This window comes from Streptomyces sp. NPDC102490, from assembly GCF_044765285.1.
Lineage (GTDB): Bacteria > Actinomycetota > Actinomycetes > Streptomycetales > Streptomycetaceae > Streptomyces.
Genome location: NZ_JBIWJU010000009.1, coordinates 330,107 through 344,686, shown reverse-complemented (window position 1 = coordinate 344,686; position 14,580 = coordinate 330,107). Strand labels below are relative to the sequence as shown.

The window sequence follows — 14,580 nt, the reverse complement described above, 5'->3', positions numbered from 1 at the left end:
GGTGCTACTGTTTAAAGCGGAACGGCGATCCACGCTGATGGTGGCCGGCGCCGGCCCGCGACACCTGGGCATGCCCCGCACCCCGGCCCGGAGCGTCGGTCCCACTCGTGGAGCAGTGCGGCCGACCGCCGCACCGGGCAGCTCATCGTCTGCCGGCATCGTCTGCCGGCACACCACCGAACACGCCGCACCGCGGCAGGATAGGAACACCCGTGTCCGATATCTCGATCGTCATCGCGTCGCATTCCGGCTACGGCCACACCGCGCAGCTCGCCACTGCCGTCGCCGACGGCGCGCGCTCCGTCGCCGGGACGCACGCCCACCGCGTGGACGTCGCCTCCCTCAGCGACGCCGACTGGGAACTGATGGACGCCGCGGACGCCATCGTCTTCGGCACTCCCACCTACATGGGCACCGCGTCGGGGGCGTTCCACGCCTTCGCCGAGGCCACCAGCAAGCGGTGGAGCACCCGCGCCTGGAGCGACAAGCTCGCGGCGGGATTCACCAACTCCGGCTCCATGAGCGGCGACAAACTGCACACCCTGCAGTACCTGGCGCTCCTGGCGGCCCAGCACGGAATGCTCTGGGTGAGCCTGAACCTCCTGCCGGGCTGGAACACCACCGCATCCGGCCCCCAGGACGACAACCGCCTCGGCTTCTACCTCGGTGCCGGCGCACAGAGCTTCAACGACACCCCCGCCGTCCATGACGCAGACCTCAACACCGCCCGCCACCTCGGTCGGCGCGTCGCCGAGCACACCCGCATCCACCGCGCCGGACTGACCGCCGCAGCACACTGACACAACGGTCCGCCAGACATTTCCTTCCAGTCTTTCCGAGGAGTGAGTCATGCAGCACCGGACACTCGGGAGCCAGGGCCTTGAGGTCTCGGCGATCGGCTACGGCGCGATGGGCCTGACGATGGCCTACGGACCCACCGACGAGGAGGCCGGCGTCGCCGCCCTCCGCCGCGCGCACGACCTGGGCGTCACCTTCTTCGACACCGCCGAGATGTACGGCTGGGGCACCGGATCCAACGAGATCCTCGTCGGAAAGGCAGTCAGGGACTTCCGCGACGACGTGGTCCTGGCCACCAAGTTCGGCGTCGACATGTCGGTACCGCCCGAGCAGATCGGCGGCCCCCTCAACAGCCGGCCCGACAACATCCGCAAGGTCGCCGACAACAGCCTGCGCCACCTCGGCGTGGACCACATCGACGTCTTCTATCAGCACCGCGTCGACCCCGAGGTGCCCATCGAGGAGGTCGCAGGCACCGTCAAAGAACTGATCGACGCGGGCAAGGTGAAGTACTTCGGTCTCAGCGAGGCCGGGCCCGCAACGATCCGCAGGGCGCACGCCGTACAGCCGGTCTCCGTCCTGCAGACCGAGTACTCCCTGTTCGAACGGGACGCCGAGCAGCTCTTTTCCACCCTGGACCAACTCGGCATCGGCTTCGTCGCCTACTCCCCCCTCGGCCGCGGGTTCATCACCGGCACCGCCAAGCCTGCCGGCCAGTACGAAGCCACGGACATCCGCAACGTCGACCCGCGCTGGCAGCCGGGCAACTTCGAGAAGAACATCGAAGCCGTCGACCGGCTCGCCGAGCTCGCGGCGGCCAAGGATGCCACCGTCTCCCAGCTCGCCCTGGCCTGGCTCCTGACCCGGGGCGAGCACATCGTGCCGATCCCCGGCACCCGCAGCCCGAAGCGCATCCAGGAAAACGCCGGCGCCGCCGGCCTCGCCCTCACCGACACCGACCTCAAGGCCCTCGACGAGATCCTCCCCCACGGCGGCTTCGGCGCCCGCTACACCGAGGGACACGTGCCCACCTGGATCTGAGACCCTCCGGGGCAGATGCATTCGGACACCGACAGCGGCACACGGGCCGGGTAGGACCCGGATCACCGCGGCCTTGCAATGCCAGCCACGGCCAGAGTGCCCGAGGCCGGTGGAGCTCCGGTTCGAGCCGGACATGAACAGACGCCCCGACCTGGACCTGACCGCCCGGCACGCCGTGCCCAGGCCGGGCGCCCCCCGAGTGTCGACCGGCGGCGACCCTGGGGTGAAGGAACTGGGGCTGCGATCGCCTACGAACAGCAGCCGGTCACCAGCACTCTCGCCGCACAACCGCACAAACAGTGTCCGGTTCATGGAGGAAGGTTCAGCCGGCGTGTCTTCGTGGGCCCACGACAACCTCCTGGTGCGAGCATCTTGACGCCGTCGCCGGCGAACTCGATGACCGCCCACGCAAAACGCTCGGCTGGAAAACCCCGGCCGAGCGTCTGCATGAACTGCTCGCGGCCCGATCGACACGACCACGGGTTGCAGCGTCCCCTGAAACCGTCGTGGTAGCGGGCCTTACACCCGTGGCGGGACGGCAGACGAACTCAAAGCTGGGTCTCGCCGCCGTCCACGGCCAGCTCGATGCCGGTGGTGTACGTGGCATCGAAGGCGAGGAATGCGGCCGCCTTGGCGAACTCTTCGACGGTGCCGTAGCGCTTCATGGGGTTGCTCGCGGTCCGTTCCGCCCTGAACTGGTCGGCGGCCTCTACGGACAAGTCCATCGTTTCCAGGATCCCCGAGTCGATGGGACCGGGGCTGATCGCATTGACACGGATTCCCTGCGGAAGCAGTTCCCGGGAGAAGGTGCGGGCCATCGAGCGCAGCGCCGCCTTGCCTGCCGCATAGACGCTGGTGTCCACCATGCCGATGACGTTCGCGATCGAGGTGGTGAGGACGATGCCTGCGTTCGCGCTCAGCAGCGGAGCGAGCTTCTGCACAGTGAAGAAGGCGCCCTTGACGTTGATCGCGAACAGCTCGTCATACACGTCCTCGGTCGTCGACTCGAGGGGCGTGAGGGGTGAGATGCCTGCATTGACGAACAAGGCCTCGATCGAGCCGAGCTCGCTCTTCACACGGCCGGCGAGCATATCCAGGTCGGACAGTGAGGCCACATCCGCCCGGACGGCCGCGGCGTTCTCGCCGAGCCGCTCGCGTGCCGCGTCGAGCTTGGCCTGAGAACGGCCGGTGATCACCACGCGGGCTCCGCCTTGCACCAGCAGCTCCGCCAGCGCGAGCCCCATGCCGCTGCTGCCACCCGTGATCACCACATTCCTGCCGCTGTACTTACCCATGCCGAGGGTGCTCCGTTCCGTCATCAAAAACGTGGTGCCATGCCTGGATGCCGCGGTGCATGAAGTGGATCAGCGACGCTTTTCGATCTTCATGTCGCCTGTGGTGACCGTGCGGATGTGATCGCCGGCGAGCAGGTCGTGCGGATTGCCCAGGTCGATGGCACTGACCTCGTTGAGGCGGGCCAGCTGGGGAGGAGTGAGGTCGACCTGCAGGGCACCCAGGTTGTCTTCCAGCTGCGCGACGGTGCGGGCGCCGATGATGGGTGCCGTCACGCCCGGGGCGCTCAGGGCCCAGGCCAAGGCGACCTGGGCGGGTGTGCGGCCCAGCTCGGCGGCCACCTCCTTCACCGCATCGGCAATGGCAAGGTTGCGGTCGGTGACCCATCCCAGGGCGATGTTGAGACTCTTGCGGTTGCTGGCGGTTTCGCCGACGACGGAGCCCGCCGGGTTCTGGTCCTCCCGGCTGTACTTGCCGGTGAGCACCCCGCCGCCCAATGGGGAGAAGGGGACCACGCCGAGTCCCATCTCGCGTGCCATCGGGATCAGGTCACGCTCTGCGGTGCGCTCGATCAGGCTGTACTCGGTCTCCACCGCGACCAGTGGCGACCAGCCGCGCAGGTCGGCGATCGCCTGCATGCGCGACACCTGCCAGGCCGGGGCGCTGGAGATCCCCACATACAGAACCTTTCCCTGCCTCACCAGGTCGTCCAGGCCCCGCAAGATCTCCTCCACCGGCGTCCTGAAGTCCCATACGTTGACGTAGAGCAGATCGATGTAGTCGGTGTTCAGCTGCCGCAGACTGGCTTCCACCGACGCCAGCATGCTCTTGCGGTGGGTACCCCCGGAATTCGGGTCATCGGGCTGACGCAGCGTCGAGTACTTCGTCGCCAGCACCATCTTGTTGCGGTTGGTGCGGGCGAATTCGCCGAGCAGCCGCTCGGAGCTGCCGTTGGTGTAAGTGCTGGCGGTGTCGAAGAAGTTGCCTCCGAGCTCGGTGTAGCGGTCGAAGAGCTTGCGCGCCTCGTCGCGCTCGGCGCCCCAGCCCCACTCGGTGCCGAAGGTAGCCGTGCCCAGCGCCAGCGGTGAGACCCGGAGTCCGGAACGGCCCAGCAGCCGATAGGTGTCGAGAGTGAGTGCCATCGTGTTCTCCTGTGAGGTGCGGTTCGTGGCGTTCGAGAGGTGTGGATGGGGGCCGACTCGCCCGGGTTGCAGGCGCCGAGCCCGTAGCCGCCGGCCACGGTGATGTCCTGGCCGGTGATGTAGCCGGCGGCATCCGAGGCGAGGAAGGCGACTGCTTCCGCGACCTCCTGACTGGATCCGAAGCGCTCCAAGGGGATCTTCGAGCGCATGGCGTCCCGGCCGCTCTCGGACACCCCCAGCTTGTCGAGCAGCGGGGTGTCGGTGGCCCCGGGACTCACGGCGTTGACGCGAATCCTGCGCGGGGCCAGTTCCAGCGCCAGCGAGGGCAGCATGGCCAACAGCGCGCCGCGTGTCGCCGCCCCCACTGTGGCGCCAGGAGTGCCGCGACGGGATCCGATGCCGACGGTCAGCACGATCGAGCCGCCGTCGTTCATGAGGGGAAGGGCCTTTTGAAGAGTGAAGTACTGGCCCTTGAAGTTGAGGTCGGCGTGCTCGTCGAACGCTTCCTCCGTCACCTCGGCAACCGGTGCCGGACGGAAGATCCCGGCGTTGAGGAAGAGCATGTCCAGCGATCCGAACCGCGCCGACACCGCCGACATCAGAGCGTCAGTGTCGGAGAGCACGCGTCCGTCGGATCGGACCACGAGCACGTCACCGGGGAGCTCGGACTGCGCCCGCGCGAGGGACTCGGGATTCTGTCCGGTGACCGCGACCTGGTAGCCGCGAGCGTGCAGCAGCTCGGCCGTCGCTCTGCCTATCCCGGTCGTCCCCCCGGTGATGACCGCTGTAGGCATGGCAAGCCTTTCGTCGCTGAAGCGATGGGTGAGACCCCCGTAAGCGGGGACCTCCCCGCTTTCCTCACCGTACACTGAAACGGGGACATCCCCGAATCGTTCTCGAACCTCATCCGACACTCACGATCGCGAGGGTCATGACACCTCCACGCAGCACCCTGCGCGCCGACGCGCAGCGCAACCGCGAGCAGCTGATCGCCACGGCCGCCGAGGCCTTCGCGTCCGGACGCGTGATCTCGCTGGACGCGATCGCCAAACGCGCGGGAGTGGGAAACGCCACCCTGTACCGGCATTTCCCCACCCGAGAGGATCTGGTCGAGGAGGTCTACCGGGACCAGATCCGGCCCTTGCGCGACGATGCGCGCACCCTGCTGGCCACCAAGCCGCCCGCGCAGGCCCTCCACGCGTGGATGCTCCGATTCGCCGACTGGGCCGGTGAACGACGCGGCATCTGCGAGGCCCTGGTCGCCATGAGCGCTTCCGGCCGCTTCGGCACCGGACCGGTCTGCGACGAGGTCCAGCAGGTCCTGGCGATGGTGCTCAAGGCCGGCGCCGCAGCAGGAGAACTGCGCAGCGACATCGACCCGACCGACGTAGGCGGCATCCTCGCCGGTTTGCTCTCCGTGGCCGGCGCACCCGAGCAGCGCCCCCAGCTGAACCGAATGCTGGACGTCGTCGTCGACGGACTCAGGCCCCGCTGAGCGATACGCCGGCGGTTCGGCGAGGCGTCGGCCTGCGTCGGACGGCATGGCTGTTGCCGCGGCGGTCGTGGTACCCCAGACCTTGGTGAGGACTGCCGGGACGGTTGCCTACGTTCAGTCGTTCCCCGCCTCGCGACAGCGCCCGAACGGCTGATCAGGCGGTCCCGCCATCGCCGCTCTGGAGAGAAGTCACCGACGTGGCCTCCTCAATGCCCCAGCGGATACCGGCGATGCGGACCGGTTCGGCTGAAGACGCCTCGGGCGCAAGACGGGCCGCATGGTGCAGGCGGAACCAGGCGAGGGGCGGGAGTCCCTGGTCAGTGGGCGCATATCGGTGCCGGCCGCGTTCGAGGACAGTGCGGAGATCGCCGAGGCCCGAGTCCTGGTCCGTTCGTTCGCCGAGTTCAACGAACCGCGGTCCATCGCATCCGCACAGCCTGAGATCAAGGTCACGGTACTGCGCCCGCCACTCGGGGAGGAGGCACGCCAAGGCCCTTCAGGCCCGTTCGATGATCTTCTGAAGGGTTTTGAGTGCGCGAACCGAGGCGCCCCTCGCTGCCACAGCGCTCACGAGGTCGTCGTCTTGAAGCTGGCCGGCCATCCGGAGAGCGTCAACGACCCGCCGCGCCGTCTGCCTACCCAAGGTGTCGCCATAGCCGTTGTTCTTGTGGAAGGCCAGTCGTTCCAAGGCGTCCGACCAGCGCGTGTCCTCTACCGCGGCTTCTTCTCGCTGGGTGGACAGGTCCAAGGCGCCGCGCTCGCGTGCCCACCCCGCACGGACAAGTCGAATCCTTCGGTCACCACGAGGCACAAGTTCCTGGCCAACTCCTCGGCACACACGAGGCTTTCTAGGCTCGGCACGTACACGATGACCGGGTCGCCACTCGCCGGACGGCTGCGTGATTGCGGGCTCGTCTCCGCGTCTCGAACGTTCGTGACGAGGACTGCGGGAACCCGTTCCTCTACGGCCCTCGCTCGCATCCAGCGCGCTGCCAGGGCCGCGCGAAACATGCTGGCGCGGCACGCAGCAGGGTACGTCCGCAGCACGCCGCTGCTCCGTCGCTCGCCGCGCCGGTGGTTTCCGGCATGACCGGCGCGGCGTGGTCGACCGAGGATGCTCCCCGGGCAGTTGTCGGGTGAGAGAGCATCGTCATGGCTGGCAGGTTCGCCTCAGCAGCTGGACGATTCGGGGTAGCGCCGGTGGCGCCGGTCCGGCACTCCATCAGCGTCCCCGACCGGCTTACCCGTCCCGCTCCGAGGGGCCCGTGGTCGCGCCCGGGTCGACGGTGGCTCAGAGGGCCGGGTTGACCGGCGCGGCCTCCAGGCGGTCCATCGCACCCCGTGCTCCTGGTCGACCGAGGCGCCGGGTCACGCGGCCCGGACGGCTCGTCGGTCACAGACCAGCTGGCGCAGCTCGCGGCGTGCCGCCGGTGCCGAGGGGGCGGTCTCCCAGTAGGGGTGCCACCACAGCCGTACGGACAGGCGCAGCGGGCGGCGGCGCAGGGCGGTGGTGTCGGTGTCGGTGTCGCGGTGGCGGGGTACGGCGAGCGCGTCGTAGGTGGCGTTCCAGGCGGCTTGCGTCTGCACCAGGTCGTCGGAGAAGTCGGTCACGCCCTTACCGGCATCAGATCGCCTGTTCGAATCCACTGTCTCCTCAGACACGACCCGACCGGAGCCGTGGTGTGGACGGTTCAGTTGGTCCTTGAGCGCACGGATTGGCCCGGCTCAGCGTTGGAGATGCCCCCAGCGCAGTGACGGGCAGGGTGTGACTCGACGGTCTGACGCGAAAGGGTTCTCGCCCCTGAACGCCGGAGCCGGGCGGCGCGGCCCACAGCGTCCCGCGGTCCGGGAGGGCGCGCAGTCTCCGCCACGACGGGGCAGATTACGCTACCGGGTTCTCCAGGAAGGTCACTCGATTGCCGTCCGGGTCCTCCAAGGCGGCGAACCGGGTACGCTCGCCGCCGGTTTGCACCGCTCCCGCCGCAAGGCCGCGCTCCGCCAACTCGGACAGTGCCCTGTCCAGCGCGGGCACCTCCAGATTGAGCAGCGTCGAGCCGGCGTGTGTCGGGTCCTCGAAGACCTGGAGCCAGCCGCTCGCGGTGAGATGCCAGTCGGCCAGCGACGGCATCGGCCGGAGGTCCGCCGGACGGCCCAGCAGCCGTTCATACCAGGCCACCGCGATGTCAATGTTCCGTACCGGAGCGACCATCAGTACGCGAGCCACGTCCATGAGAATCACCTGCTTCCACAGCGCGTTCCTGATGCTTCTTCCAGTGCAGACAACACCCGGAACCAGAACTCATCGGACCTCGAAGCATCGCAGTCGGCCCCGGCACGGTGTCCTTCCCAACACGTGGTCGGGTCACGCCGGGCTTGGCCGGGCGTGCGGTCACCGAACACTGCTGCGCCCTGCGTGAGTGAACCGGGCCATCCCGCCGAGCGAACATGTTCGTTACGATCGGCTCATGAGTGCAGGAAGAGAGCCGATCAGCCGCCGGGACCGTCCGGCGAAGCCCGCCCTGTCCCGGCGTTGGATTGTGGACACCGCCGTGCGGATCATGCGCGCGGAGGGTCTGGGGAAGGTCACGATGCGTCGCCTGGCGCAGGAGCTGGACACCGGCCCGGCGTCGCTGTATGTCTACGTCGCCAACACCGCCGAGTTGCACGCGGCCGTTCTGGATTCCCTGCTCGGCGAGGTCGACCTGACCGGGCGGGACGGCGATGGCTGGCGCCAGCAACTCCGAGCCGCCATGACGTCGTACACCCAGGTGCTGTTCGAGCACCCGCAGCTCGCGCGGGCCGCGCTGGTCGCCCGCCCGAGCGGTGAGAACTACCTGCGCCTGGTGGAGCGCATCCTCGATCTCCTCTCACAAAGCGGCGCCGACCGCGAGCAGGTCGCCTGGGGGGTGGACAAACTGCTCCAGGACGCGACAGCCACGGCTGCCGAGCACTCCACCCGGGAGCACGACCCCGCCTCTGAGGACGACTGGAACGCCACCGTGCGTGCCCTGCACGCAGTGGACCCTGCCACGCATCCGGCGATCACCGCGCACATGCCCGCCCTGATCGGCGGCTCGGCGCCGGACAGGATCCGCTGGAGTTTCGACGTCCTCGTCAACGGCATCACGCACACACCTGTTCCGGGCCCAAGGAACTGAGACCGAGGCGGGGCCCGCCTGACGCCGGACGCCGCCGGAAGACACGGAAGTCCTCCTCGTCGGCCGCCGCTACCCTGCATGGAACTTGTTCTTAACGAACATGTTCGTTACGGTGGCAGAGGCCGAGATAACCCTTGCCGCCCCGGCAAGGAACCTTGCGGCGTCGGCGGCGATGGCTCGGCGCACCGAGGTATTCCCTTACTGCTTCCGGAGGCCGCCTTGAGCACCAGTCATTTCCCGATAGCGATCATCGGCGCAGGGCTGGGCGGCCTGGCCGCCGCGCGCGTCCTGCACGTCAACGGCATCGAGTCGGCGATCTTCGAGTTGGAGGCGTCGGCGGCGGCCCGTACGCAGGGCGGGATGCTCGACATCCACGAGAACAACGGGCAGAAGGCCCTGCACGCCGCCGGCCTCCACGACGACTTCCTCAAGATCGTCCACGAGGGTGGTCAGGCCATGCGCCTGCTCGGCCCCGACGGCACGGTGCACATGGCCGAGGAGGACGACGACACCGGCGGCCGGCCGGAGGTGGATCGCGGCGACCTGCGCGACCTGCTGCTGGACTCCCTGCCCGATGGCACGATCCACTGGGGCCGTAAGGTCACCGGGGCCCGGGCGCTGGGCGACGGGCGTCATGAGGTGACGTTCGCCGACGGCTCGGCCATTACCACCGATCTCCTGATCGGCGCGGACGGCGCCTGGTCCCGGATCAGGCCGCTGGTCTCCAGCACCTGGCCCGCCTACACCGGCATCTCCTTCGTCGAGACCGACCTGTTCGACGCCGACACCCGCCACCCGCGCAGCGCCGCGGTCCTCGGCAGCGGGTTCTTCATCGCCCTGGGACACGAGCGCGGTGTCCTCGCTCACCGGGAGACCGACGGCAGCCTCCACGTCTACACCGCACTCAAGGCCGAAGAAGGCTGGCTGGACACGATTGACTTCACTGACCGGGCCGCCGCCAAGGCCGCGGTCCTCGCCCACTTCGAGGACTGGGACGAGGGCCTGCGCGCCCTGGTCGCGGACGCGGACACGATCACCCCGCGCCGTATCCACGCCCTGCCCGTCGGGCACCGCTGGGACCGCGTCCCGGGCGTGACACTGCTCGGCGACGCCGCCCACGTGATGTCCCCCTTCGCCGGGGAGGGCGCCAACCTCGCCATGCTCGACGGTGCCGAACTCGCCCTGGCCATCGCCGCCCACCCCGGCGACACCGAGGCCGCCCTGGCCGCGTACGAGGAGGCCCTCTTCCCGCGCAGCGAGGAGGCAGCCGCCGAGTCCGCCGCCAACCTGGACACGATGTTCGGCGAGCGGGGCCTGGAGCAAATGGTCGCCTTCTTCACGTCCGGCCCGGCAGCCCAGTGAGGCCCGACCCGACGACCACCGCTCCCTCAGCCCCTCCCCGCATCCAGGAGCACCTCATGACCGCACCCCCGCAGCACACCATTCCGGTACGGCCCGGCCTCGACCTCGAAGTACGCGAGGCCGGAACCAGCGGCAGCCCGGTCCTCGTCCTGCACGGCGGCCCCGGCCCCTCCAGCATCACGCCCCTGATCAACCACCTCGCACCCGATCACAGGGTGGTCGCGCCGACCCATCCGGGCTGGGAGGGCACCGTACGGCCCGACGACCTGGACTCCGTGCCCGCCCTCGCCGCTGCCTACCTGGACCTGCTCGGCCACCTTTCGCTGTACGACGTGACGGTGATCGGCACATCCTTCGGCGGCTGGGTCGCCACCCAGACCGTCCTGGAGGACCGCGAGGGCCGGATTTCCCGGCTCGTCCTCATGGACGCCATCGGCCCCGTCATACCCGGCCATCAGATCACCGTGCCCGCCGGGCCACCCGCTCCGGCGGCCGGAGGACCGAGGCCGCAGGGCGGACCGTCCGCGCAGTCGATGGCCGCACTGCGCGTCTACACCGGGCCGGCTATGGGAGATGCCGGCATGCTCCCCCGCCTTTCCACCGTCAACTGCCCGGTCCTGGTGATCTGGGGCGCCGACGACACAGTCGTCACCCCCGACTTCGGCCGCGCCTACGCCGCGGCGTTCTCCCACACGCGGTTCGAACTCATCCCCGGCGCGGGACACCTGCCCATCCGCGAGCAGCCCGAAGCGGTCTTCGCCCACCTCGACTCCTTCCTCACCCCCCGAGCCCCGGCCACCAGCCACTGAACCCAGCCCTCTAACTGGCTCTAGCAAAAGCTGCTGGTCATGAGGCTGTCGGTCTCTCTGCTCGTATGTCTGGTTATGGGGAATCGTCAGTCGCGGCCGTGGCTCGTGTCGGATGAACTGTGGTCGCGGGTCGGGCCGTTGCTGCCGAAGCCGGGTCCGAAGAAGGTCGAGGGCCGGCCGCGGGTGCCGGACCGGCAGGGGCTGTGCGGGATCCTGGTCGTCCTGCACACCGGCATCCAGTGGGAGTACCTGCCCCAGGAGCCCGGCCTCGGCTCGGGCATGACCTGCCGGCGGCGTCTTGCGGCCTGGAACAACCCGGCGGGACCAGCTCCCCCTCTGCTGCTGAACGAGCTCCGGTCGAAGAACCAGCTGGACCGGGAACGGGCGATCATCGACTCCTCGCACGTGCGGGCTGCCCGCAGGGGCCCAAACGCGGGCCGAGCCCGGTCGACCGCGCACGCCCGGGCAGCACGCACCACCTCATCGTCGACGGCCAGGCCATTCCGCTCGCGGTATTCGCTGACCGGCGGCAACCGCAACGACGTCACCCAGCTGCTGCCCCTGCTCGACAAGACCCCACCCGCCGACGGGGCCGGACCGGCCGGGCCCGTCGGCGGCCGGACACTCTGCTGGCCGACCGCGACTACGACCACGACATCTACCGCCGCCTGCTCCGTCAGCGCTGCTGCTACCTCGACGTACCCTTCGAGACCACACTGCTCCGGCACGCGACCAAACCCGACGCCGTCTACCTGGCCCGCGTCACCCAAACCCACCTCCGCGACTGGTACCGGGGCAAAGACATGCTGCCCAACGTGCCGGAGACCGTCATCGACGCATCCAGCACCCTGGAGCAGACAGTCGGACGGATTATGCGGGAGACCGGCCTGGACCGCGTCCCCGTCGTCGACCGCTGACACCATCAGGACGTGCGTGACTCGCGCCCCTCGGCGTGGAAGGCATCGTCGGGTGACGTGGACCCTGCCCGAACCGATACTCACCGTCCTCGTGGCCAGCCCGGACCTGCCGCTCGGGCACGCGGCCGAGCCGAAGTGGGACGGTTTTCGCGCGCAGCTCGCTCGCTACGCCGACGGCCGGGTCCTGCTGCGCTCCCGCGCGCGCAACGCCTCGCCCGCCGTCACGGTACCGGCGCCACGACGGCCGCGCGCCTGGCCCGCCCACCTCGTCGTCTTCGACCTGATGCGCCAGGGCGGCACGGACCTCACCTCCTGGCCGTACAGCCAGGAGCCATTCGCAGAGAACGGGCTGGCCAAGCCGCTCACGCTGTGCCCGTCGACCGCCGACGCGGACACCGCCTGCGAATGGCTGACCTGGACGTCGGCCGGACTGGAAGGCCTCGTCTTCAAACCGCTCCGGGCCCCATACCGGGCGGGCGTCAGGGCGTGGGGTAAGTACAAGATCCGCATCATGCAGGACGCCATCGTGGGTGCCCTCACCGGCCCCGGCACCGTGCCGTGCACCCTGCCGCTCGGCCGCTCGGCCGCTCGGCCGCTACGACCCTGCTGGCCGACCCCGACACACCGGCCGGACCATCACCCTGCCCCGCACCACCGGGACCGCACTCGCCGAGCTGCTCACCACCGCAGACGCGAGACACCGATGGACAGGCGAACGTTCTCGGCAGGATGGGGGGCCCGGGAGGTGCTCACCGTTCACCTCGTGCGGCCCGACCTCGTCGTGGAGGTCGAGGTCGACGTCGCCCGCGACGCAGCCGGCCGATGGCGGCACCCCGCACGCCTGCACCGCACACGCCCCAACCTCACCCCCGCCGACATCGCCCCCTTCGACCGCCCTGCGCACCCACCAGGTCACCCTCCCCTGGTTCCCCGAGCCACACGACGGCTGGCCCGAGGAGACCGAGCGGGGTCGGGAACACCACGGCCGACCCGCCTCCGCGGGATTTCCGCTGGCGGAGTGCCTGGATGGTGTGCCTCGAAGTCACGGGGTTTGGATTCGCGTCGCACCGTCCGCGCCAGATGCATCAGGTGATCAGGCCGGCGCTGACCAGCCAGATGTGTTCACAGGTCGACGATGCCTTTTGCAACTCCTCGCGGGATTCCTGCGAGGCGTGGTAGAAGGTGCGCTCGATCATCCAGCACAGGGCGCGTGCCATCGCCGACGCTTGCTCTGGTCCGGTGCCCTCCTGGATGCCTGCTCGTTCCAGGACGGCGGTGATGGCGGTGATGAACAAGTCTGCCGTGTGGCTCCACAGCTCACCGATCTCCGGCACGGTCAACGACAGGTCGATCGCCGTGCGCATGACCAGGCCGTGCTCGTTCCACAGCTCCACCGTGCGCTGCATGGCTGCTGCGATGGCCCGGCGCGGCTCGTCAGTCTGCGCGGTGGCTCGGGACCGTTCCCACAGGTGCTCTACGGTCCGGGCCACGAGCGCCGTGACCACTTCTTGTTTGGAGCCGAAGTAGAAGTACAGGGCGCCGCGTGTGATGCCGGCGCCTTGGGCGATGTCGCCGACGGTCATGGCGTCGTAGCCCTTCTGCCCCAGCAGAGCTTCGCAGGTGTCCAGGATGGCCCGCTCCCGGACATCACCCTTGCGTTCGGTGGTGCGCCGGCTTCGCGCGGGGTGGTTGCTGGGCATCAGAGCTGAGCGCCGTCGGCGAAGTCGGTGGTACGGGAGAGGTGCTCCCATGCGCGGATGTCCTCGTCTACGGCCGTGCGCGCGGTGGTGACCAGTCGCAGTGCGTCCGAGCCCAGGACGAGGTGGGCCGGCGGCTGGTCGACCGATGTGATGTGTACGACGGCTTCCCCGGCCTTGGCCGGGTTGCCCAGTTGGTTCCCGCTTGCCTTCTGCCGCGCTTCGCGGATGGGGGTGAACAGCTCGTCGTAGTCGTCGATGGACTGTGCGGCGCGTGTCATGGACCGCCCGGCCCAGTCGGTGCGGAAGGAGCCGGGCTCGATCGCCGTCACGTGGATCCCGAACTGCGCAACCTCCTTGCCCAGTGCTTCCAGGATGCCTTCCAGCGCGAACTTGCTGCCGCAGTAGGCGGACATGCCGGGCACGGCCATGAGCCCGCCCATGGAGGTGACGGCCATCAGGTGTCCGCTGCGGCGCCGGCGCATCTGGGGCAGGGCTGCCTGCAGGGTGGCCACCGCCCCGAACACGTTGACCTCGAACTGCCGCCGCACCTCGGCCAGCGGGGTTTCCTCGAAGGTGCCCTCCAGGCCGTAGCCGGCGTTGGCGACGACGACATCCAAAGGACCGACGCTCTGCTCCACCTCCGCGACCACATCCGAGACGGCTTCACCGTCAGTCACATCCAGGATGCGGCCGTGAGCGTACCCGGATTTCAGCCCCTCGAAGGCCCGTAGGTCCTCCTCGGAGCGGACCGTTCCAACGACGGTGTGCCCTGTGGCCAGGGCGGCCTGGGCGATGGCACGGCCAAGGCCCGTGCTGACGCCGGTGATGAGCCACTTCTGCTGCTTCACGGTTCCTCCAGAAAGGT

General features: G+C 69.1%; 13 protein-coding genes and 2 pseudogenes. 7 read left to right on the top strand and 8 right to left on the bottom strand.

Features of this window, described 5'->3' with window-relative positions; translation table 11 throughout:
• The first annotated feature begins 212 nt into the window (after nucleotides 1-212).
• Together ACIRGB_RS22885 and ACIRGB_RS22880 are read left to right on the top strand one after the other, a co-directional pair.
• Nucleotides 213-800, top strand: a complete 588-nt coding sequence (locus ACIRGB_RS22885) for a flavodoxin family protein (protein ID WP_403868053.1) — start codon at nucleotides 213-215, stop codon at nucleotides 798-800.
• A gap of 49 nt (nucleotides 801-849) precedes the next feature.
• A complete protein-coding gene (locus tag ACIRGB_RS22880; protein ID WP_403868050.1) occupies nucleotides 850-1,839 on the top strand; it encodes an aldo/keto reductase in 990 nt (329 codons plus the stop codon).
• Between the two features lie 548 nt (nucleotides 1,840-2,387).
• On the opposite strand, the gene ACIRGB_RS22875 is transcribed toward ACIRGB_RS22880, so the two are convergent.
• The 3 genes and pseudogenes from ACIRGB_RS22875 to ACIRGB_RS22865 all read right to left on the bottom strand — a co-directional run.
• Nucleotides 2,388-3,134 (bottom strand): SDR family oxidoreductase, encoded by a 747-nt coding sequence (locus tag ACIRGB_RS22875; RefSeq protein ID WP_403868048.1) that lies wholly within the window; start codon nucleotides 3,132-3,134, stop codon nucleotides 2,388-2,390.
• Nucleotides 3,135-3,203: 69 nt separating this feature from the next.
• Nucleotides 3,204-4,274, bottom strand: coding sequence for an aldo/keto reductase (locus ACIRGB_RS22870; protein ID WP_403868045.1), 1,071 nt, complete (start codon nucleotides 4,272-4,274; stop codon nucleotides 3,204-3,206).
• A gap of 95 nt (nucleotides 4,275-4,369) precedes the next feature.
• Nucleotides 4,370-5,068, bottom strand: a pseudogene (locus tag ACIRGB_RS22865) (SDR family oxidoreductase); the annotation flags it as partial.
• 137 nt (nucleotides 5,069-5,205) lie between these two features.
• Between ACIRGB_RS22865 and ACIRGB_RS22860 the strand changes: the two are divergent.
• Complete coding sequence (locus ACIRGB_RS22860; protein WP_403868042.1) at nucleotides 5,206-5,769, top strand: TetR/AcrR family transcriptional regulator; 564 nt, start codon at nucleotides 5,206-5,208, stop codon at nucleotides 5,767-5,769.
• Nucleotides 5,770-6,265: 496 nt separating this feature from the next.
• Here the strand turns inward: ACIRGB_RS22860 and ACIRGB_RS22855 are convergent, their stop codons facing one another.
• The 3 genes from ACIRGB_RS22855 to ACIRGB_RS22845 all read right to left on the bottom strand — a co-directional run bounded on the left by ACIRGB_RS22855 (nucleotide 6,266) and on the right by ACIRGB_RS22845 (nucleotide 7,999).
• On the bottom strand, nucleotides 6,266-6,517 hold the full coding sequence (locus tag ACIRGB_RS22855) for a hypothetical protein (protein ID WP_403868039.1): 252 nt from the start codon (nucleotides 6,515-6,517) through the stop codon (nucleotides 6,266-6,268).
• Between the two features lie 620 nt (nucleotides 6,518-7,137).
• Nucleotides 7,138-7,380, bottom strand: coding sequence for a hypothetical protein (locus ACIRGB_RS22850; protein ID WP_403868036.1), 243 nt, complete (start codon nucleotides 7,378-7,380; stop codon nucleotides 7,138-7,140).
• A 271-nt stretch (nucleotides 7,381-7,651) separates the two neighbouring features.
• Nucleotides 7,652-7,999, bottom strand: a complete 348-nt coding sequence (locus ACIRGB_RS22845) for a VOC family protein (RefSeq protein WP_403868033.1) — start codon at nucleotides 7,997-7,999, stop codon at nucleotides 7,652-7,654.
• 235 nt (nucleotides 8,000-8,234) lie between these two features.
• On the opposite strand from ACIRGB_RS22845, the gene ACIRGB_RS22840 reads away from it, so the two are divergent.
• The 4 genes and pseudogenes from ACIRGB_RS22840 to ACIRGB_RS22825 form a co-directional block, all read left to right on the top strand.
• On the top strand, nucleotides 8,235-8,927 hold the full coding sequence (locus ACIRGB_RS22840; protein WP_403868030.1) for a TetR/AcrR family transcriptional regulator: 693 nt from the start codon (nucleotides 8,235-8,237) through the stop codon (nucleotides 8,925-8,927).
• A gap of 219 nt (nucleotides 8,928-9,146) precedes the next feature.
• A complete protein-coding gene (locus ACIRGB_RS22835) occupies nucleotides 9,147-10,289 on the top strand; it encodes an FAD-dependent oxidoreductase (RefSeq protein ID WP_403868027.1) in 1,143 nt (380 codons plus the stop codon).
• Between the two features lie 56 nt (nucleotides 10,290-10,345).
• Nucleotides 10,346-11,098, top strand: coding sequence for an alpha/beta fold hydrolase (locus ACIRGB_RS22830; protein WP_403868024.1), 753 nt, complete (start codon nucleotides 10,346-10,348; stop codon nucleotides 11,096-11,098).
• 75 nt (nucleotides 11,099-11,173) lie between these two features.
• Nucleotides 11,174-11,781, top strand: a pseudogene (locus ACIRGB_RS22825) (IS5 family transposase); the annotation flags it as partial.
• Nucleotides 11,782-13,100: 1,319 nt separating this feature from the next.
• Here ACIRGB_RS22825 and ACIRGB_RS22820 read toward each other — a convergent pair.
• Together ACIRGB_RS22820 and ACIRGB_RS22815 are read right to left on the bottom strand one after the other, a co-directional pair.
• Nucleotides 13,101-13,715, bottom strand: coding sequence for a TetR/AcrR family transcriptional regulator (locus tag ACIRGB_RS22820; protein ID WP_403868021.1), 615 nt, complete (start codon nucleotides 13,713-13,715; stop codon nucleotides 13,101-13,103).
• Nucleotides 13,715-14,563 (bottom strand): oxidoreductase, encoded by an 849-nt coding sequence (locus tag ACIRGB_RS22815; protein WP_403868018.1) that lies wholly within the window; start codon nucleotides 14,561-14,563, stop codon nucleotides 13,715-13,717. Before ACIRGB_RS22815 ends, ACIRGB_RS22820 begins: the two co-directional genes overlap by 1 nt.
• Nucleotides 14,564-14,580: the final 17 nt, after the last annotated feature.

Coding starts and splice junctions, on each gene's coding strand:
- ACIRGB_RS22860 (WP_403868042.1), top strand. CDS start 5,206: ATGACACCTCCACGCAGCACCCTGCGCGCCGACGCGCAGCGCAACCGC.
- ACIRGB_RS22830 (WP_403868024.1), top strand. CDS start 10,346: ATGACCGCACCCCCGCAGCACACCATTCCGGTACGGCCCGGCCTCGAC.
- ACIRGB_RS22845 (WP_403868033.1), bottom strand. CDS start 7,999: ATGGACGTGGCTCGCGTACTGATGGTCGCTCCGGTACGGAACATTGAC.
- ACIRGB_RS22840 (WP_403868030.1), top strand. CDS start 8,235: ATGAGTGCAGGAAGAGAGCCGATCAGCCGCCGGGACCGTCCGGCGAAG.
- ACIRGB_RS22870 (WP_403868045.1), bottom strand. CDS start 4,274: ATGGCACTCACTCTCGACACCTATCGGCTGCTGGGCCGTTCCGGACTC.
- ACIRGB_RS22875 (WP_403868048.1), bottom strand. CDS start 3,134: ATGGGTAAGTACAGCGGCAGGAATGTGGTGATCACGGGTGGCAGCAGC.
- ACIRGB_RS22880 (WP_403868050.1), top strand. CDS start 850: ATGCAGCACCGGACACTCGGGAGCCAGGGCCTTGAGGTCTCGGCGATC.
- ACIRGB_RS22820 (WP_403868021.1), bottom strand. CDS start 13,715: ATGCCCAGCAACCACCCCGCGCGAAGCCGGCGCACCACCGAACGCAAG.